Raw genomic sequence first — 19,030 nt, 5'->3', positions numbered from 1 at the left:
GACGCTTGTCACCGGGAAAAGTTGCTAAAAATAATAGATTAGAAATGTAAAGTTTTAATAGAGCGAAAACACTATGAAAATAGTTAGTTATCATTTCATCATCATTCAAATATTCAATTGGTGTATTCAATAAAAAACCTTACCATTATATGGATGAATATCACCGCATAATAGTAAGGCCATCTTTATCCATTTAGAGTTAACTTAATCGGACGGGCAAGTTTCCACTCGGAATCATTTTACCCGTAATCATCAAGGAGAGCGCACGTACCACGGCAGGTGTATTTTCGTATGTACATACGTAAGCTCCCGGTCTGGGAATTTCCAGCAGATCATAGGGATTACGCAAAGCTACGACAATTAATGAATGGTTTTCACTCAGCCGTTCAATCAAGTAACGCTGACCTTTGGGAAGAACCCCGGCTGAGGTGTACGTGCATACAATGACTTGTTCTCCCTTCATCACACTTTTCGTAATTCGTTCTGCTTCTTCATATGACGGCTGTGTTGTTATTTTATGCTCACGAACATGCTTTTTGTATTGTCCGAGCACCATCCCGAGTGAATCCGAATGGGACCAAGGTTCATCCACCTCTGTTCGCTGTACAACCTCGGGCCATACAATAAACACATTTTGTTCGGACTTTAATGGCAGTACACCGTCATTATGCACTACGGTAATGCTCTTGCATGCAATTTCATCTAACAGTACATTCTCCGGAACAGATGAAAACGAATATGGCACACTTGATTGTTCAGTTGATTGTTCAGTTGATTGTTCAGTTAATTGTTGACTTGATTGATCACCGCAGCGTTTTTGCTTCCAATCAAGGACACGCTCCAGCGCCAGGTCAATGATCTGCTCTTCGATGTCTCTATGTCGGACCGCTTCTACCACAGCATCTATAGCTGCAATTTGCTCCTCCAGGGTATGACTGACCAGAATCAAATCTGCTCCCGCCTTAACTGCACGAACAGCCGCATTCGCAACCCCATATGGTTTGGATATTGCGTGCATCTCCAGACAATCTGTAATGATAATTCCTTTAAACCCCATTTGTTCGCGCAGCAATTCATGTAATACGTTACGGGACAACGTTGCAGGAATAGGCTCAGGTTCAATTGCCGGGAAAATCACATGTGCGGTCATGATCGCATCCACACCTGCCTCAATGGCCCGGCGAAAAGGCCGCAGTTCCACCTGCTCCAGCCTTTGCCATTCATGCGGAACCGTTACCATGCCAAGATGTGAATCTACGGCAGTATCTCCATGTCCCGGAAAATGCTTCGCTGTTGCAGCTATGCCGCTGGACTGATATCCTGCAATGGCTGCCGCACTATGGACGGCGACGTTCTCCGCATTTTCCCCATAGGATCGCACGCCTATCACCGGATTAAGAACGTTATTGTTCACGTCAACAACGGGTGCAAGGTTCATATCGATCCCAATCCGCTTAAGCTCAGCCCCAAGAATCCGTGCACATTGATACGTGTAGTCCGGATGACCCGTTGCGCCAAGAGCCATGCTTCCCGGTACTCTGGTAATCCCGTCCTTATCAATTCTGGCAACCATACCGCCTTCCTGATCTACTGAGATCATAAGCGGCAGCTCACTGCTTTTTGCGGCCAAACTCTGCAGCTCGGCAGACAAGCGGGTCAATTGTTCCACACTTTCCACGTTGCGCCTGAAGTAAATAACACCCCCAACATGGTAGTCCTGTATTAACCGTGTAATCTGTTCGTCCACTTGCTGTCCATGAAAGCCGCACATAAACAGCTGACCCACCTTTTGCTCCAGTGTGAAATGTCCCCATGATCTCATGTATGCATATCCTCCTCCAATGAAGTGGCTATTCTATGGCTTTGCCTGTATTCGGACGGCTTCATATGAAAATATTTATGAAATACCTTGGAGAAATAACGCCGCTCTTTATAACCCGTGGCTTCCCCAATCGACGTAATGCTCCATTCCGTTGTACTCAATAACATCGCTGCTGTTTCCATCCGTTTCTGGGTCATATATTCAACAAATGTAACCCCGACATGGCTTTTGAACAACTGACAAAAATAACTTGAACTGATTCCCAGCCAATCCGCTACCTCATCTATGCCAAGATCATGATCCAGATGTGTATCCATATACTCACATGCAGACTTGATCCATTCCGAAACCGAAGGACGCGAGGCGCTTTGTTTCTGACAATGCCGGTATCGCTCAATAATCTGGTGGTCCAGACATACGGGCTTATCATCCAGAATAATCCTTGCCTTCATTGCTGAGTCTGCAGCAAATATGGTATTAAGCCTCTTTTGGATACGCTGAGCTAGTTGATCTGCTCTGGTCTCCCATCCAACCGAAGCCTTAAGCAATATCCCCCATTCTCCCTTACGGACGTGAGTTATGATGCTTCCTTCTATTACTTCGGTTAGATCTCTAAGATTGGTATGGATTTCATCATGCCATTGCTGATGCTGGTCAGCAGTCCAGCCGATGGAATGGCGGAAATAACCTTCTGCATCCACAAGGATCAGGACATAGCGATCAGCAGAGGGCAACGTTTCCGAGGATTGCACTGGGAAGCATGCCAGGTTTTCCTTTTCACCCCGCAGCAAATCGGTCACATGTTTGTGCCTGATCCAGTTTTCCATTTCTATACTTCGATGGCGTTCAGACTCACTTGTTCTTCGCTTCTGAATAATTTGTTCGGTTAACTCACGTAATTTGTTCTCCAGATCCGAGTAATCAATAGGTTTGCATATGTATTCATGTACATTGTAACGGATGGCCGTTCGGGCATATTCGAACTGCTGATATCCGGTCAGTAAAATAATTTCACATGACTCGCCCCGCTCGCGCAGGATTCGAATAAGTTCCAAACCATCCATGGTAGGCATGCGAATATCGCACAGCATAATGTCAGGATGGCAATCAGCCACCTTATCCAGTGCTTCTATTCCACTTCTGGCCGTGCCCGTAATTTCAATCCCCATGTCCTCCCAAGGCAGGATCAGTCTCAAATTTTCCAAAATCGGCAGTTCATCATCAACAATCATTGCCGTCAGATTCATCTAGGCATCCTCCTGCTCATATCGTGGAATTATGCATTGAATTACTGTCCCATGGCCTGGAGCAGAACATATGAATATGCCATAGCCCGCCCCGTATCGAATTCGTATCCGATCCGCCACACTTCGTAAACCGAGTCCCCGGCGTTCAGCCATGGAAGATAGGGACTGCTCCCCTTCTTTTGCATGCGGATGTTCCGGAGGATCTTCTGCCATGTACTCGAATCTCCCCATTATTTCCTGGGGAATGCCAAGCCCGTTATCCTCCACTTGTAGGACCAGATTATGGTGCAGCTCAAATGCACTAATTCGAACTACTCCCTTGTATTCAATACCCTCGAAGCCATGCTGGATGCTATTTTCTACTAACGGCTGCAAGGTCAGTTTAAGTACGGAGGATGCATATAAATGAGTAGGGATATCCACTTCGTACGTAAACAATTCACTGAATCTGTATTGCTGAATTTCAAGATAACTCTGGAGATGTCTTACTTCCTCGCCCAGTGGAATTTCCTCCTGATCCTGAATACTGATCCGAAGAATATTGCCAAGACGGTTTACCATTTCGCTGACTTTTCGTCCCTCTCCACGCATGGCCAGCCCATTGATGGATTCCAATGTATTGAACAAGAAGTGTGGCTTGATCTGAGCCTGCAGCACACGAAGTTCAGCCTTGGCCTTTTGCTGCTGCTCTGCCCGCACACGGCGAAACAGGCTTCCAATCCTGTCCAGCAGTTCATTGAATCCATGGGCCAGAAGCTGCATCTCATCGAATCCCTTACCCTCAACCCGTGCGTTGAAGTCACCATCCTCGACTCGCCGCATGAAGCGGACCAGCACCGCAATATTGCCGGTTATACGATTCATGAAAAACAGGTTGAAGACCATCGCAGCAAGAAGACAGACCAGAATAATAATCACCGACCAGCCTGCAAACACATTGGTTTCAGCCGACAATGCCTCCCACGAGGTTACACTGATTAAACTCCAACCGTAGTTTTTCAGATGATATTGGGACAGGATACTCTCCGTGCCGTCAAATACCGTCCGGATGCTGCTGAAGCCAGGTCCATAACTTGCGGCATTTACACCGAGGTTATCCATCTTCTCCCCGCTGTACTGCCCGGATGGGTCATAGACTACCAAACCTTCTTCATTAATTAATAGAAAGGACGTATTTTGTGCGGAATCACTGATCTGCAAATGTCGGAAGATACGATCGATCTCCCCCTTTTTGATTTGCACCACCAGAATCCCGATATTTTGAAAATAACTGAGTTCCTTGACCAGCCTGATCTGCGTAAAGACAGGATCGTTGCCGGTAAGTTCGGGATACTCAAGCGGGGCAAGCCATTTGGGCACACCATTAAGCTGATGGATTTCCTGAAATAAAGGGTGTACCTTGAATTGCTTAAAAGGAAGCGCTTCAAAATTTTCCTTAGTGAATATGGAGACGATCTGATTGTTCTCGGACGAACGCAGATCATATAAGAATGCATAGCTAATGAACGGATAGTTATATAGAAGAGATCGGAAATTGCGCTGGCTGGCATTAAGCGATAATTGATTACCGGTCCCGAGATCCTGCTTGGTCGGGTCTTTGGCGTTGAGGGCCATTTGAAATACCGACGTGGCGATCCCGTTATCCGTGACATTGTTTATCTGCTGAAAAACATTCTCGATATTGTAACTAATGGCCTGGAGGGCATATTCGGCCTGTTGGTTGTATTTCTTCTCAATCGTATGTGAGGTAACCAGAAACATCCCGACACCCAGTGCACACATCGGTACAATGATTAACAGCAGAAATGCCAAGGCCAGCTTCATGCGCAAGTTCATATCTGTTCTCCCCAATAACCGCGTAGACCATCAACCCTTGACACCGCCTGCGGTCACACCTTCAATAATTTTCTCCTGCAGTATGGCGTAAATAACAATGACAGGCACAACACTGTATACAATCCCTGCGGACATCTGGGCATAGTTCATCTGGTACTGATCACGAAACTGGACCATGCCAACAGGCAGGGTGCGCAGCTTATCTGTAGATAGGAAATAATTGGCGAGCAAAAATTCGTTCCAGTTGCCGAGGAAATTCACGATAAATACCGTAACGATGGCTGGAACCGTAAGAGGTATCACTATTTTAGCAAAGATCCCTGGGGCCCTCAAGCCATCCATTACCGCTGCTTCCTCTATCTCACCGGGGAGTGATCTCATAAAAGCAGCCAGTATGATAATCGTAAAAGGAATCGCATTCGCTACATAGGGAACAATCAGAGCCAGATGCGTATCCAATATGCCCAGCTTGCGGACGAGCAAATAAATGGGCAGCATCAGTGCGTTATTCGGAATGAGCATGCCAGCCAGAATGAGACTGTAGAGAAACAGGCTCCACTTGCGGTGTCTCATCCGGGTTACAGCAAAAGCGAACATGGCGCCCAGTATAATGGTACCTGCCGAAGAGAGCACCGAAATGTACATGCTGTTCCAGAAATACGTACCGATCTTGGCGTTGACCCAGGCTTCCACGTAATTGCTGAACACCCAGTTCGTTGGCAAACCAAAAGGATGAAGAGCAATCTCATTGTTATCCTGTTTGAATGAAGAGAAGATAACGAATAAAAAAGGAAATAAAATAGCGATTAAATATAACATCAACAACACATGAGGAATACTGGCCCGTATATTCTTTGCCATCAATACTCCACCCTTTCGTTGTGCCTTGCCACGAGCAGTTGGTACACAGCCGTCAGCACAAGTGTCAGAGCAAAGATCAGGACCGCTACCGTATTGCCGTACCCATATTTAAAATTGGTAATCGCATATTTGATCATATACGTAGCGAGCACCTCGGTGGAACCGGCCGGTCCGCCTTTGGTCATCACAAGCACAATATCTGCTGCCTTCATCGCTCCGGCAATGGACAGCATGATGACAACCGAAATAATGGGCCTGATGAGTGGCAGCGTGATTCGGGTGGCCCGCTGCACTGCCGTCGCACCATCGATGGCTGCTGCTTCATCCAGGTCACGGGGAATGGCGAGAATGGCCGCCAGTACCATAACAATGTAAAATCCGGTCCACTGCCAGGCATTGGTCACAAGAATGGACAGCATCGCGAAACGATTATCCGAAAGCCAATACACCGGCGGAATGCCAAACGTATTGAGCAGTTGATTCAACAGCCCGATGTTGGGCTCATAGATAAATCCCCACAAAATACCGATGACTGCCGTCGACATAATGGAAGGTAAAAAAACAGCCGTTTTGTAGACTCCCTTTAATCGTTTGACATTGGCAATAAGCAATGAGAATAATACAATCAGTGGGACCTGAATCAATACGGAAAATCCGATAAAAAAGCCATTATTCCGTGTGGATATCCAAAACCGTTCATCAGTTAAAGCCTTGGCGTAATTTGACAAACCCACAAATCGTGGGTCTGTCGAAACGCCATTCCAGCTGGTCAAGCTATAGTACAGCGAGCTGCCAATCGGATACAGGAAAAACATGACAAACAAGATGAATGCCGGTAATACAAACAGCGTGTAAATGAGTGGGCTGCGGAGTGAAGTATTCATATTCAGCCTCCTTCAGTAACTTCAGTTGCAGCTTTGGGTAGAGTGGATTCATTATTCCACAGAAGCATTGGCTTCCTCCTGAACTTGCTGCAGCTCCTCCGCCATCTTCTCCGGCGTGGTCTGTCCGCCAATTAGTTTTTGAATCTGCAGATTGCTGATCTCGGTGGTTACATCCGCCTGTACCAGCGCATCAAAGGCTGGGAATGATGTCTGGGATGCATTCAGGACAGCAACGATTTCCTTCATCAGCTCGTCGGTAATGCTGTCCGTCAATACCTTCTCATCCAGCTTCATGGCAGGAAGGACTCCATCTTCCACAAGTCCACGCACCTGCATATCTTCATTATAGAAGTTCTTGATGAACGCTTTTACCGCTTCCAGCTTCTGAGGATCTTCCGCTACAGATGCCGAGAAACCATATCCATTATTGACGTCACGCATGAGGGAAGTCTGATCTCCCACGCCATTCTCTACCGGCGGCATATTGAAGAATCCAACCTTACCGATCAACGATTCCCCGCTCTGTCCTTCCTTAAATACAGATGATTTCCATGTTCCGTCATACATCAATACCGCTTCACCACTTGTGAATTGAGTCGTATACTCTGCGTATTCGAAGCCGAGCTCGCCTTTTTTGAAATACCCCTTATCGACCCATTCCTTATGTTTCGCAAAACCTTGAATCACACCCGGGTCAGTCCACTTGGCTTCACCAGTTGCAAACTTCGCAGTAATCTCGGGACCGGCATAACGGGACCACAGATGGTTCGTCAACATCAGCGGGACCCAGCCCGCCTTGGAAGCAGAGGCAAGCGGCACTTTCCCATCCGCTTTGATCTCGGCCAGCATGTTATCAAGTTCAGCCATGGTCGTTGGTGCTTGCCAGCCCTTTTTTGCAAAATATTCTTTGTTATAGAAAAAACCTTCGCCTGAACCACCAATCGGCAGTCCATACACTTTGCCTTCATACGTGAATGGTTCAAGGGATGTAAACTGATCCTGAATGCCCAGCTCTTGCAAAATCGGTGTCAGATCCAGCAGCATGCCTTCCTTGGCATACACTTTAGAGTCCGGGCTGCCGAACAGTTCGAAAATATCCGGTGGATTGCCGGCTGCCATTTCCCCGCGAAGCTTTTCCTTCCGGTTCACATCCGATTCAACCCCGTCCAGCGTAAAAGTCAGATTAGGCACCTCACTTTCCACTTTGTCGACGACGTCCTGCAGAATGGCCAGCCGTTTTTGTTTATCCGCTCCTACTTGGGTGTGACGCAGCAGCATTTCCACCGGTTCCTTGCTCGTCTCCGGTTCGGAGCCTGAGGCTCCCTGCGGATTTTCGTTCCCTGAGCCCGAACATGCAGCCAGCGTCCAGGACGTTACCAGCAGCAGTGAGAGCAGCATTATCATTCTTTTTTTCATCGTCGTTGACCCTCCTCGGCATATTGCGCATTTGGTTTTACACTCTGATTATAAAAAGCCGGAGCTACCATCGTAAGGATGACAATTCATCAATGAGGGGATAAAATCCTTCACTGAACAAGCCTTTTCGTAATCCGCATGTAAAATGCAACAAAAAACAGCCCTTGCGACGTCTGTCGCAAAGACTGTTTGAATAGTGGGTCCATTTGTAAGGAATGTTCAAACTCTATCGGACCCATGGATATGGATCATTTTGCCCCGGCAAGTGTGTCTGTCGTTTCTTTCCGCCCCTGTTCAATCAAACGATAAGCCCGTTCCACTTCTTCTTCGGTAGGAGACGGAACGCCGTCCAGCGGATATACTTTTCCGAGTGCCTGCCATTTGTATATGCCCATCTGGTGATACGGCAAAATCTCAAACTTCTCCACACCGTTTAATGTACCGATATAGCGTCCCAGGTTAAGCAGATCTTGTTCATCGTCATGAATGCCTGGCACGTATACGTGCCGTATCCACATTTTCCGACCATGATCCGATAGCCAGCGGGCCATCCGAAGTGTTCTTTCATTGGATTTCCCCGTAAGCTTGATATGCTTGTCATCATCGATATGTTTCAGATCCAGCATGACCAGATCCGTATGATCCAACAAGTCAATAATACGATCAGGTTCATTGTAACCGTTGCTGTCCAGGGTGGTGTGCAGTCCCCAGCGCCGCTTCACCTCTTTGAAAACCTGGCCTACGAAATGAGCCTGCAGTGTCGGTTCGCCTCCCGATACCGTAAGTCCGCCACCCGAACTGCGATAATAGGTCAAGTATGGCTCGATCTCCGCGAGAACTTCCTCCACGCTCATATCCCGGCCTCCATCAAGCGCCCATGTATCCGGGTTGTGACAATATTGGCATTTCAGGTGACATCCCTGCATAAAAAGCACGAAGCGGATGCCTGGGCCGTCAACCGTCCCGAAAGTTTCGAGTGAATGAATATGTCCGTTAACCATGCTGCCTCTTCCTTTCTGTATCCGCATCCGCTGTGCGTTTTATGATGGTGATCTAATCCTGTTTACCGTGTTATTACATTGAACCGTGGAAGGTCCGGTTAATGACATCCAGCTGCTGCTCACGCGTCAATTTGATGAAGTTTACGGCATAGCCGGATACCCTTACGGTCAATTGTGGATAGTTTTCCGGATGCTCCATGGCGTCAATCAACTGCTGACGATCGAACACGTTCACGTTCAGATGGTGAGCACCTTGACCGAAATAACCGTCCATCATCGCAACCAGATTGGATTTGCGGGTATCGGACTCTTTACCGAGTGCTTTAGGCACAATCGAGAATGTGTTGGAAATACCATCCAGGCTGTGTTCGTAAGGCAATTTGGCTACAGAACCCAGGGATGCCAGAGCTCCTTTTTTGTCACGTCCATGCATCGGGTTGGCACCTGGAGCAAACGGTTCGCCTGCTTTACGTCCATCCGGTGTTGTACCGGTTTTTTTGCCGTACACCACATTGGATGTGATGGTCAATACAGATTGGGTTGGAATGGCATTGCGGTACGCTTTATGTTTGCGGATCATGCCCATGAAGCTCTCTACGAGTTCAACCGCGATACTGTCGACACTGTCTTCATTGTTACCGTAACAAGGGAAATCTCCTTCAATTTCAAAATCAACGGCGATTCCTTGCTCGTTACGAATCGGTTTAACTTTTGCATATTTAATTGCACTCAGGGAGTCGGCTGCAACGGACAGGCCGGCAATACCACAGGCCATGGTACGTACAATATCACGGTCATGCAGAGCCATCTCGATCCGTTCATAACTGTATTTGTCATGCATGTAGTGGATCACGTTAAGGGTGTTCATGTACAGTTTAGCCAGCCATTCCATCATCGGTTTGAACCGTTTCATGACCTCATTGTAGTCCAGCACTTCGCTTGTAATGGCCGGATATTCCGGTCCGACCTGTGCTCCGGATTTCTCGTCGCGTCCACCATTGATCGCATACAGCAATGCTTTCGCCAAGTTGGCACGAGCGCCGAAGAACTGCATTTGTTTACCGATCTTCATGGCCGATACGCAGCAGGCAATCCCGTAATCGTCTCCGTAGATTGGACGCATCAGATCATCATTCTCATATTGGATGGAGCTGGTTTCAATGGACACTTTGCTGCAATACTCTTTGAATGCCTCCGGAAGTTTGGTGGACCAGAGTACGGTCAGGTTTGGTTCCGGTGCTGGTCCCAGATTGTGCAGCGTGTGCAGGAAACGGAAGCTGTTTTTCGTTACGCGTGTTTCCCCGTTCACGGACATCCCGCCGATGGACTCGGTTACCCATGTCGGGTCTCCGCTGAAGAGCTCGTTGTAGTCCGGTGTACGCAGGAATTTGACAATCCGCAGTTTCATGACGAAATGGTCAACCAGTTCCTGAGCCTGTTCTTCGGTCAGGAGTCCTTCCTGCAGATCACGTTCAATGTAGATATCCAGGAATGAAGATACACGTCCAAGGGACATCGCAGCACCGTTTTGCTCTTTAATCGCAGCGAGGTAACCGAAGTACAGCCATTGGAACGCTTCTTTCGCTGTGGTAGCCGGCAGGGAAATATCGAATCCATGCATTTCGCCCAGCTGCTTCAATTCCTGCAGAGCCCGGATTTGTTCGGATAACTCTTCACGCAGACGGATGACATCTTCATCAATGACATCCACTTCAAGAGCGTTCAGCTCTCCTTTTTTGGCGCGGATCAGGAAGTCCACCCCGTACAGAGCAACCCGGCGGTAATCGCCAATGATCCGGCCGCGGCCGTAGGCATCAGGCAGACCCGTAATGATGCCGGCTTTGCGCGCTGCGCGCATCTCGGATGTATATGCATCGAATACACCCTGATTATGTGTTTTGCGAATATTAGTAAATATATCAATGACTTCTTGAGGCATTTCGAAGCCGTAAGCCTGACATGCATCAATCATCATGCGGATTCCGCCTGTTGGCTGAATGGAACGTTTGAATGGAGCATCGGTTTGCACACCGACGATTTGTTCCTTGGTTTGATCCAGATACCCTGGTTGGTGAGACACGATTGTCGCCGGAGTGTTTACGTCCACATCCAGTACACCGCCGTTATCCCGCTCTTTTTTGGTCAAATCGGATACGATGTCCCACAGGTCTTTGGTGTTCTGTGTCGCTCCTGCGAGAAATGCTTCATCCCCGTAGTACGGAGACAGGTTGTGTGCCAGAAAATCATTCACATCCACGGATTTGGTCCATGTGCCTTTCGTAAAGTTTCTCCAGCCTGTTTGTTGTTTTACGTCTTTTTCGATCACCGACATAGTAATCCCTCCACAAATTTGGATTTCCGGACACATGACAGGTTGCAAGCAAAATCGTCTCATCTGTGCCCAGAGCCGCGATTAATGTGAACTTTTTCACATATCAGCCGGAACACGTTCTCTCTACATGGGAACCGGAACCGCGGGATGGATGTTTTTCTTGCATTTTCAGTATACGTCTTGCGGGTTTCACCATCTGTGATTTTTATCACAAAGTCAGTGAACTTCCTCACTCCACCATTGCAGGATCATGGTGAACCCCATAATTATTCACACTTAGCCACTGCGCGGGCCAGAACAACTTCCGATCGCTGTTATCACTTGATTTTTTCCATTCCTTATTCTAATTGGGAAAATCCATTGATAAAGGCGAACGCTTCGCTTCTTCAGTTTTTCTGTCCTCTCCGTTATTGTGTGAATACCAAACCGTTCAACGAATCCCCAAAGGATTCCGTCATTGACAAAAAGACGGCAATCGGGGCTCCCCTTCCGGGGAACCCTGAACCTATTGCCTAAACCCTGCTGTTGCTATTGTTTATTCAAACCGTCCGTAGAAGGCATTGCGGTAAACGTCTGCCAGTTCAGTCACCAGCGGCAGTTTCGGATTGGCGGTTGTACATTGATCTTCGAAAGCACGATCGGCCAGGTAATCCACGTGAGCTTCAAAGTCTTTGGCATCGAACCCGATTTCCTGGAACGATTCCTCAATACCGAGTGTTTTGTTCAGTTTGCGGATTGCATTGATGAGGCTGTTCACCCCTTCTTCTGTAGTACGTGCAGGCAATCCCAGAATCCGGGCGATTTCAGCGTACCGCTCATCTGCTACAAAGTGCGAATATTTCGGGAATGATGCAAATTTGGTCGGTTTTTTCGCGTTATAACGAATGACGTGCGGCATCAGGATTGCATTGGTACGTCCATGTGCAGTGTGATACTGTCCGCCCCATTTGTGCGCCAAGCTGTGGTTAATCCCCAGGAACGCATTAGCAAAAGCCATACCGGCAATCGTTGAAGCATTATGCATTTTCTCACGTGCCAGTTTGTCACCTTGCAGCGCCGATTGCTCCAGGTATTGGAATACCAGCTGGATCGCTTTGATCGCCAGACCATCCGTGTAATCATTGGCCATAACCGATACATACGCTTCGATGGCATGAGTCAGTACGTCCATACCTGTATCTGCAACAGCTGTTTTTGGCAGTGAATATACGAATTCAGGGTCTACGATGGCTACATCCGGTGTCAGCTCATAGTCTGCCAGTGGATATTTGGTGTTGCCCAGATTTTTATCTGTGATTACAGCAAAGGATGTTACTTCCGAACCTGTACCCGACGTTGTCGGAATCGCTACGAATTTTGCTTTTGATCCAAGGCGTGGATATTTGTAGATCCGTTTACGGATATCCATGAATTTTTGCTTCAGATCGTTGAAGTCCGTGTCCGGATATTCGTAGAACAACCACATGGCTTTGGCAGCGTCCATTGGTGATCCACCACCAAGAGCGATAATGCAGTCAGGCTGGAAGCGGCGCATCATTTCCGTACCACGGTCTACCGTTGTTGTTGATGGATCGGGCTCTACATCCGAGAATACTTCGATTGCTACCGGCATTTGGCGTTGACGCAGATAATGCTCCACTTTTTCCACATAGCCCAGTTTAACCATCATGGCATCCGTAACGATCGCTACGCGAGTAATATCAGGCATTTTGGCCAGATACTGCGTTGCTCCTTTTTCGAAGTACACTTTGTTCGGCACTTTGAACCATTGCATATTCACGGTACGGCGAGCCACCCTTTTCACGTTGATTAAGTTGACGGCAGTGACATTCGATGAGGTCGAGTTACGACCATATGAACCGCATCCCAGGGTCAATGACGGCATGTTGGTGTTGTAGATGTCCCCAATGGCGCCGTGTGTGGATGGCGAATTCACGATAATCCGTCCCGTTTGCAGACGATCTGCGAATTTGCCTATAACTTCTTCGTTATTCGAGTGAATAACGGAGGAGTGACCCATGCCGCCAAAGGCAACCACTTCCGCAGCACGTTCAATCCCTTCAGCTGCCGTTTTTACTTTGTAACAAGCGAGTACCGGACTTAATTTCTCTGCAGACAGCGGGAATTTGGTGCCGACGCCTTCAATCTCTGCTACAAGGATTTTGGTGCCAGCCGGAACCTCGATACCACACATTTGCGCAATGGTTACTGCCGATTGACCGACAATCGCCGGGTTAACCGCACATTTCTCCGCATTGATGGCACCTGCTGTCAATTTCGCAGCCTCATCCTTGTTGACGAAATAACAACCGTTCGCAATCATTTTCTTTTTCACCTGGTCGAAGATCGGTTCTTCGATGATGACCGCTTGCTCGGAAGCGCAGATCATACCGTTGTCGAATGACTTGGACAAGATCAGATCCGTTACAGCCTGATTGATATCCGCCGTTTTCTCGATAAAGCAAGGTACGTTCCCTGGTCCCACCCCGAGTGCCGGTTTACCACAGCTGTACGCTGCGCGTACCATTGCTGACCCACCTGTCGCCAGAATGAGCGCCACATCGTTATGATTCATCAGTGCATTCGTGCGGTCCATGGAAGGATCATCAATCCACTGGATACAGTCGGCCGGAGCACCATGCTTCACCGCAGCTTCGAGTAGAATTTTGGCGGCTTCGCGGCTGCAGTTCTGAGCTGAAGGGTGGAAGCCAAAGATGATTGGGTTACGTGTTTTGATGGAAATCAAGGCCTTGAACATTGTGGTGGATGTCGGATTGGTCACCGGGGTAATTCCCATGATAATGCCGACTGGCTCCGCTATTTTCTGGAAACTCTCATACTCATTATCTTCAATCACGCCTACGGTTTTGTCATATTTGATGCTGTGATACACATATTCTGTTGCAAAGATATTTTTGGTGATTTTATCTTCATACACTCCGCGGCCGGTTTCTTCCACCGCCATTTTGGCAAGCATCATGTGTTTGTCCAGACCTGCCAGTGCCATGGCTTGCACAATGCGATCAATCTGTTTTTGATCCATGGACATGAATGCTGCGTGTGCTTTATTCGCTTTGTCAATTAACGTTTGAATATACTGACCTGCTGTCGGTTCTTTTGCTGGGGCGACTTCGTTCTTTACAGCCATCTCCCTCATCCTCCTAAAGGTTCGTATTGGTTTTTGGTTTGTCTCTCTTCTTTACGTACACATCGTAACATGTCGAAAAGGTTAATTATGTGATTATTTTCACAAAGTATAACAAATTTAATTTAAGTTTTTTGGAGTTCTTTCCACAGGTCATTTTCACTTCATATTTAAATTATATAGCTGTCAAATGCAGCCTTCCCTCTCCAAAGTGAATTTAATCACAATGTTTGAAATTTCGCCATTTTTGCCCCCTTTCCATGCCCCTCAAACGGTAAGATTAGGTATATACTGAACTTAAAAATTGAACCACCGCAATTTGTACCGTCCTCCCGGCGGAGATGACCCTAATCAGGACGGTAACGGTTGCGGCGAACCACGGAGTGCGGACTGCATGATTGTAATCCCCCTCCGGTGGATACAAAGGGGAGATAGACTTATGAGAGAACAACTGAGTGTCATGGAAAAACGCGGCAATACCAACTGTTTCTCGGAAGTGAATTTCAATCATCTGCTCGTAACCATGAAAGACCGTACCTATCCTGAAGGGACCCACCTGTATTGGGAAGGTGATGTGTCCGACAAACTTTATTATATGAAAAGGGGCCGTGCCCAGATCACCAAATCAACGGATGAAGGCAAAGAGCTTATCATGTACATGTACCAGTCCGGTGATATGATTGGTCAGGCAGATCCGTTCTTCGGTTCCAAGCATACGTTCTCGGCGGAAGTGCTGGAAGACAGTGAAATTGGTGTACTGGAGCACAAAGACCTGGAGATGCTGATCTGTCAGCATTGTGACTTCGCCATTGATTTTATGAAGTGGATGGGCATTCATCACCGCTTAACCCAAACCAAATTCCGTGACCTGATGTTATATGGCAAACCTGGTGCGCTCTGTTCCACCTTGATCCGATTGTCCAATTCTTATGGCGAGCCTCACGGCGATCACGTGATTATTCATAAAAAAATTACCCACACGGATCTGTCCAACATGATTGGAGCTACCCGCGAAAGTGTGAACCGCATGCTTAGCGATCTGCGCAAAAAAGATGCTATTGAATATGATAACGGCATGATTGTTATCAAGGACCTGAAGATGCTCCAAGGCATCTGCCATTGTGAATTATGTCCCAATGAGATCTGCCGCATCTAAACATGAAGTGCTTGAAGTCATCACCTTTCGGTAATGAGCTTAATCTATACGTGACATGAAAAAAGCCCGTCCTCCTGTAGAGGCCCGGGCTTTATAATTATGTTTAAGATGCCGTTAACTGTAATTTAACCGCATCCCGTGGATTCAACTTCATATCCAAACCATTTTCCATCAGTTCCTTATCATTCACCATGATCACCCAACGCTGATTCATGCGTGGAACAACATTTTCAACCGAAACGACGTATTTGTTATTTTCCGACATTCTGACGATGCCGCTGGACTTAAGTACATCCCGAACCGTGCACTCCTGGATATAGACACCCGCATATTGACGATTAAGGTCTGGCATAATATTGCCGCCGCTGATCTTGAGCAGGGTTGTCTGATATGCAACACCTTCTCCTTTACTGTCGGCGGCTTTTACGTAAATGATCACTTCATCCTTGGCATGAAGCTCCATGCCCCAATTTTCCGGATCAATATCCTTGCCGTTTAACTTAACTGCCCAGCTTAGCGAGGAATCAAGTGAAACTTCCCCTACAGATTGAATCCGCTTGCCGTCGGCCGTAAAATCAACCAGACCACTGTTCAATAGCGCCTTCTTAAGTGTGAGTCCTTCACTAAAATCCCTCTTGATCGACTTCGTTGCATCAGGCAAAAAAGTGCTTCCATCGACAGCAACGGTAATGGTATTGGAAGTATCGGTCTCCTTGACCACCGGCTGTTCAGAAGGCTGTGTCTCTGTACATCCGGCTAGAATTGCCATTATAAGCAAACATAAGCCGATGTAACCGGGGAACTTCTTCATCATGTCGGTAACACCACCCTGCGTAAAATCTTCACCCTGTTGTCCATAACCTCTATTATGGCACAATATTCATCCAAAAAAAGTGTCAATGCCGTTACTTTTCTTCCATATTCCTTCCTGCAGCACAAAGAGCCCGCATGCGGGCTCCTTTATTCGAATCGTTCAATCCTTATATTTAATTACCCTCTATTGAACACAAGCCTGCATATAAGTCCGGCCCCCATCCCCATTTTTCAGGTACGGATTAAGCCCATGGAACTGTTCCTCCGACACATATACACCTGTCAAAAGTCGCCCTTCGAGCAGCTCTCCATCCATCTGTACACAGAATGTAGGAGCTGCTACGTATTCCTGATACAGCGGGATCTGACTGTACGGATGGTGAATCTTGAAGAGCTTGCCCTGCTCATGCAGGGGACGTTCTGAGAAATATGTCGGGACAATGTACCGGGCGATGACATCCAGTTCTTGTGTAGTATAAAAAGCTTCATCACCAAGCCATGGTGCCAGCAGCCTGATTTTTTCATACTGAGACCATACAATGGCTTGAATTAGCATTTCGGGTTTCACATATCTTCGTTTCCCGGCAGCTCCAACAAGCCGACCACGTGGAAAATCATCATCCAGCTTATCCTGCACAGATCCCGGGTATCTTAACTCACAACCAATGCATTTCCAGCCTGACGATGTCTGAATCCATTTTTGCAGGACAACCGGAGCCAGTTCCTGCCCAGTGCTGTTTTCGAGTGGAACTGCTTCCCCTAGGTCCTGGTTACCCACGCGGGGATTAACATAATATTTAAACAGTTCCGCAGCTTTTTTGTAAATCAGATGAACCTGAATGGATGCGTTCTCAAGTTCCGCAATATCTTGTTTGCCGTAGCGTACTTCACGGGATAAGCTTTCTTCTCTCATGACAAGTGGCCTCCTCGCTCCGGCCGCCTGCGGCCATTTTTCTTAAATTATACTATAACTTCTGTCAATATGTGCAAGGCCTGCAGGAAAAAGGTGGTTTCTTTCTACAGACCTCAATACTGAACTGACAATCCATGATGACTGAACAAGCATATAAGACAAAAAACTCCTGATTTCAGCGAAATCAAGAGCTCTCTGTTGTCAGGTCACATCATTGAGCCTGGACATATGAATCGTTTAATCTACCCATTGCTCTGCCCAGTCCTGAATTTGGTTCATTACAGGCTGCAATGCTTTCCCTTTTTCTGTTAGCTCGTATTCAATACGAACCGGTGTCTCGGGATAAACATGACGAATCAGAATACCTTCACTCTCCAGATCTTTCATCCGTTCAGATAACATCTTGTCACTCATCGACGGAATCAGGTTGGAAATATCCTTGAATCGCTTAGACCCACTCATCAACGTTTGAATAATCAGACCGTTCCAGCGTTTGCCTAAAAACGAGAATGCCGTCTCAAAACGCGGACACATCCGTAAATCTTGGCCTTCCACATTAATCACCTCTTTAGAGATCACTGAACTTACATTTAGTTAGTATATTTCATAATAACACATTTACGTCACAAAGAAAACGTCTGACGTAAAAAAGTTAAAATTTAATAGGCATCTTTGCACTTTGACTATACAACAAGTATACCTCAGGACGATTCGACGAACCATGGCAAATATCGTATAACTCCCATGTACTTATCTTACCCAAAAAGAACCCAACTGCCACAGTCATACTCGACTCGGAGAAGGGTTCTTAGGTATAACGTTTGATTTGCCCATCAGATACTACTTTTGCGGCCTAGACCAGCACGCCACCAAATGGTCTTACAGGTTCGCTCTTGCCAAATTGCGGCTTGAAGCTGCGGGCAGGATATGCCCATTTTACTGCATTGCTGATCACTCTCAGAATTTCCGGCTTGTAATACGTCGGATAGGTTTCATGGCCTGGACGGAAGTAGAAGATTTTGCCTTCGCCGCGACGGAACGTACAGCCGCTTCGGAATACTTCCCCACCCTGGAAGTTGCTTACGAACACGAGCTCATCGGGTACCGGAATATCGAAGAATTCACCGTACATTTCTTCCTTTTCAAGTACAATCTTGCCTTCAATCCCATCCGCAATGGGATGAGAAGGATTAACACACCATACGATCTCTTGCTCGTCAGCTACACGCCATTTCAGATCACAACTGGTGCCCATCAAGGCCTTGAACGGTTTGGAGAAATGCCCGGAATGTAGAACAATCAGTCCCATGCCGTTCAGTACTCGCTGTGCAACCTTCTGTGAGATCTCGTCGCTTACACGATCATGTGCCATATGTCCCCACCATATCAGCACATCTGTGGAATTCAGCACCTCATCACTTAAGCCGTGTTCAGGCTGATCCAGTGTAGCTGTCCGAATCGCAAATCCTTCGCCGCCGAGTCCGTCTGCCAGCGCCCGGTGCAATCCGTCCGGATAGACTTCCCTTACTTCATCATGAATTTTCTCATGGACAAACTCATTCCAAATGGTGACGTTAATCATATTCAATTTCCCCCTAGTATAG

General features: G+C 47.2%; 14 protein-coding genes. 1 reads left to right on the top strand and 13 read right to left on the bottom strand.

Annotation, left to right across the window (positions count from 1 at the left end):
• Positions 1–199: 199 nt before the first annotated feature.
• The 9 genes from nagZ to adhE all read right to left on the bottom strand — a co-directional run bounded on the left by nagZ (position 200) and on the right by adhE (position 14,547).
• Positions 200–1,822, bottom strand: a complete 1,623-nt coding sequence (gene nagZ / locus CHI14_RS19135) for a beta-N-acetylhexosaminidase (RefSeq protein WP_095290383.1) — start codon at positions 1,820–1,822, stop codon at positions 200–202.
• Positions 1,819–3,069: a response regulator gene (locus tag CHI14_RS19130; RefSeq protein WP_095290381.1), complete on the bottom strand. Its 1,251-nt coding sequence runs from the start codon at positions 3,067–3,069 to the stop codon at positions 1,819–1,821. Before CHI14_RS19130 ends, nagZ begins: the two co-directional genes overlap by 4 nt.
• Complete coding sequence (locus CHI14_RS19125; RefSeq protein ID WP_095290379.1) at positions 3,070–4,905, bottom strand: cache domain-containing sensor histidine kinase; 1,836 nt, start codon at positions 4,903–4,905, stop codon at positions 3,070–3,072.
• A gap of 30 nt (positions 4,906–4,935) precedes the next feature.
• Positions 4,936–5,766 (bottom strand): carbohydrate ABC transporter permease, encoded by an 831-nt coding sequence (locus CHI14_RS19120; RefSeq protein WP_095290376.1) that lies wholly within the window; start codon positions 5,764–5,766, stop codon positions 4,936–4,938.
• The gene (locus tag CHI14_RS19115) at positions 5,766–6,650 is read right to left on the bottom strand and encodes a carbohydrate ABC transporter permease (protein WP_095290374.1); all 885 of its coding nucleotides are present in this window, start codon (positions 6,648–6,650) and stop codon (positions 5,766–5,768) included. The genes CHI14_RS19120 and CHI14_RS19115 overlap by 1 nt, the downstream gene beginning before the upstream one ends.
• A 51-nt stretch (positions 6,651–6,701) precedes the next feature.
• Positions 6,702–8,066: an ABC transporter substrate-binding protein gene (locus tag CHI14_RS19110; protein WP_095290372.1), complete on the bottom strand. Its 1,365-nt coding sequence runs from the start codon at positions 8,064–8,066 to the stop codon at positions 6,702–6,704.
• Positions 8,067–8,314: 248 nt separating this feature from the next.
• Complete coding sequence (gene pflA, locus CHI14_RS19105; RefSeq protein WP_095290370.1) at positions 8,315–9,067, bottom strand: pyruvate formate-lyase-activating protein; 753 nt, start codon at positions 9,065–9,067, stop codon at positions 8,315–8,317.
• Positions 9,068–9,140: 73 nt separating this feature from the next.
• Entirely contained in the window at positions 9,141–11,399 is a 2,259-nt protein-coding gene (gene pflB, locus CHI14_RS19100; protein ID WP_095290368.1) for a formate C-acetyltransferase, read from the bottom strand.
• Positions 11,400–11,934: 535 nt separating this feature from the next.
• Positions 11,935–14,547, bottom strand: a complete 2,613-nt coding sequence (gene adhE / locus CHI14_RS19095; RefSeq protein ID WP_095290366.1) for a bifunctional acetaldehyde-CoA/alcohol dehydrogenase — start codon at positions 14,545–14,547, stop codon at positions 11,935–11,937.
• Positions 14,548–14,983: 436 nt separating this feature from the next.
• On the opposite strand from adhE, the gene CHI14_RS19090 reads away from it, so the two are divergent.
• Positions 14,984–15,700 carry a Crp/Fnr family transcriptional regulator gene (locus tag CHI14_RS19090; RefSeq protein WP_095290364.1) on the top strand — a complete coding sequence of 239 codons (717 nt, stop codon included), beginning with the start codon at positions 14,984–14,986 and terminating at the stop codon, positions 15,698–15,700.
• Between the two features lie 103 nt (positions 15,701–15,803).
• Here the strand turns inward: CHI14_RS19090 and CHI14_RS19085 are convergent, their stop codons facing one another.
• From CHI14_RS19085 to CHI14_RS19070, 4 genes are all read right to left on the bottom strand, one after another.
• Entirely contained in the window at positions 15,804–16,514 is a 711-nt protein-coding gene (locus tag CHI14_RS19085; RefSeq protein WP_095290362.1) for a hypothetical protein, read from the bottom strand.
• A 183-nt stretch (positions 16,515–16,697) separates the two neighbouring features.
• Positions 16,698–17,426, bottom strand: a complete 729-nt coding sequence (locus CHI14_RS19080; RefSeq protein ID WP_095290360.1) for a hypothetical protein — start codon at positions 17,424–17,426, stop codon at positions 16,698–16,700.
• Positions 17,427–17,663: 237 nt separating this feature from the next.
• Positions 17,664–17,960, bottom strand: coding sequence for a winged helix-turn-helix transcriptional regulator (locus tag CHI14_RS19075; RefSeq protein WP_148565210.1), 297 nt, complete (start codon positions 17,958–17,960; stop codon positions 17,664–17,666).
• Between the two features lie 319 nt (positions 17,961–18,279).
• Entirely contained in the window at positions 18,280–19,008 is a 729-nt protein-coding gene (locus CHI14_RS19070; RefSeq protein WP_095290358.1) for a ThuA domain-containing protein, read from the bottom strand.
• Positions 19,009–19,030 lie beyond the last annotated feature (22 nt).

Origin of the sequence: Paenibacillus sp. 7516 (assembly GCF_002272715.1) — a bacterium.
Taxonomy (GTDB): domain Bacteria; phylum Bacillota; class Bacilli; order Paenibacillales; family Paenibacillaceae; genus Paenibacillus; species Paenibacillus illinoisensis_A.
The sequence above is the reverse complement of the archived record's forward strand: the minus strand, read 5'-3'. Positions and strand labels throughout refer to the sequence as shown.

Excerpts from the sequence above, each read along its gene's own strand:
- nagZ (WP_095290383.1), bottom strand. The coding sequence starts at position 1,822 with ATGAGATCATGGGGACATTTCACACTGGAGCAAAAGGTGGGTCAGCTG.
- CHI14_RS19130 (WP_095290381.1), bottom strand. The coding sequence starts at position 3,069 with ATGAATCTGACGGCAATGATTGTTGATGATGAACTGCCGATTTTGGAA.
- CHI14_RS19125 (WP_095290379.1), bottom strand. The coding sequence starts at position 4,905 with ATGAACTTGCGCATGAAGCTGGCCTTGGCATTTCTGCTGTTAATCATT.
- CHI14_RS19120 (WP_095290376.1), bottom strand. The coding sequence starts at position 5,766 with ATGGCAAAGAATATACGGGCCAGTATTCCTCATGTGTTGTTGATGTTA.
- CHI14_RS19115 (WP_095290374.1), bottom strand. The coding sequence starts at position 6,650 with ATGAATACTTCACTCCGCAGCCCACTCATTTACACGCTGTTTGTATTA.
- CHI14_RS19110 (WP_095290372.1), bottom strand. The coding sequence starts at position 8,066 with ATGAAAAAAAGAATGATAATGCTGCTCTCACTGCTGCTGGTAACGTCC.
- pflA (WP_095290370.1), bottom strand. The coding sequence starts at position 9,067 with ATGGTTAACGGACATATTCATTCACTCGAAACTTTCGGGACGGTTGAC.
- pflB (WP_095290368.1), bottom strand. The coding sequence starts at position 11,399 with ATGTCGGTGATCGAAAAAGACGTAAAACAACAAACAGGCTGGAGAAAC.
- adhE (WP_095290366.1), bottom strand. The coding sequence starts at position 14,547 with ATGGCTGTAAAGAACGAAGTCGCCCCAGCAAAAGAACCGACAGCAGGT.
- CHI14_RS19090 (WP_095290364.1), top strand. The coding sequence starts at position 14,984 with ATGAGAGAACAACTGAGTGTCATGGAAAAACGCGGCAATACCAACTGT.
- CHI14_RS19085 (WP_095290362.1), bottom strand. The coding sequence starts at position 16,514 with ATGATGAAGAAGTTCCCCGGTTACATCGGCTTATGTTTGCTTATAATG.
- CHI14_RS19080 (WP_095290360.1), bottom strand. The coding sequence starts at position 17,426 with ATGAGAGAAGAAAGCTTATCCCGTGAAGTACGCTACGGCAAACAAGAT.
- CHI14_RS19075 (WP_148565210.1), bottom strand. The coding sequence starts at position 17,960 with ATGTGTCCGCGTTTTGAGACGGCATTCTCGTTTTTAGGCAAACGCTGG.
- CHI14_RS19070 (WP_095290358.1), bottom strand. The coding sequence starts at position 19,008 with ATGATTAACGTCACCATTTGGAATGAGTTTGTCCATGAGAAAATTCAT.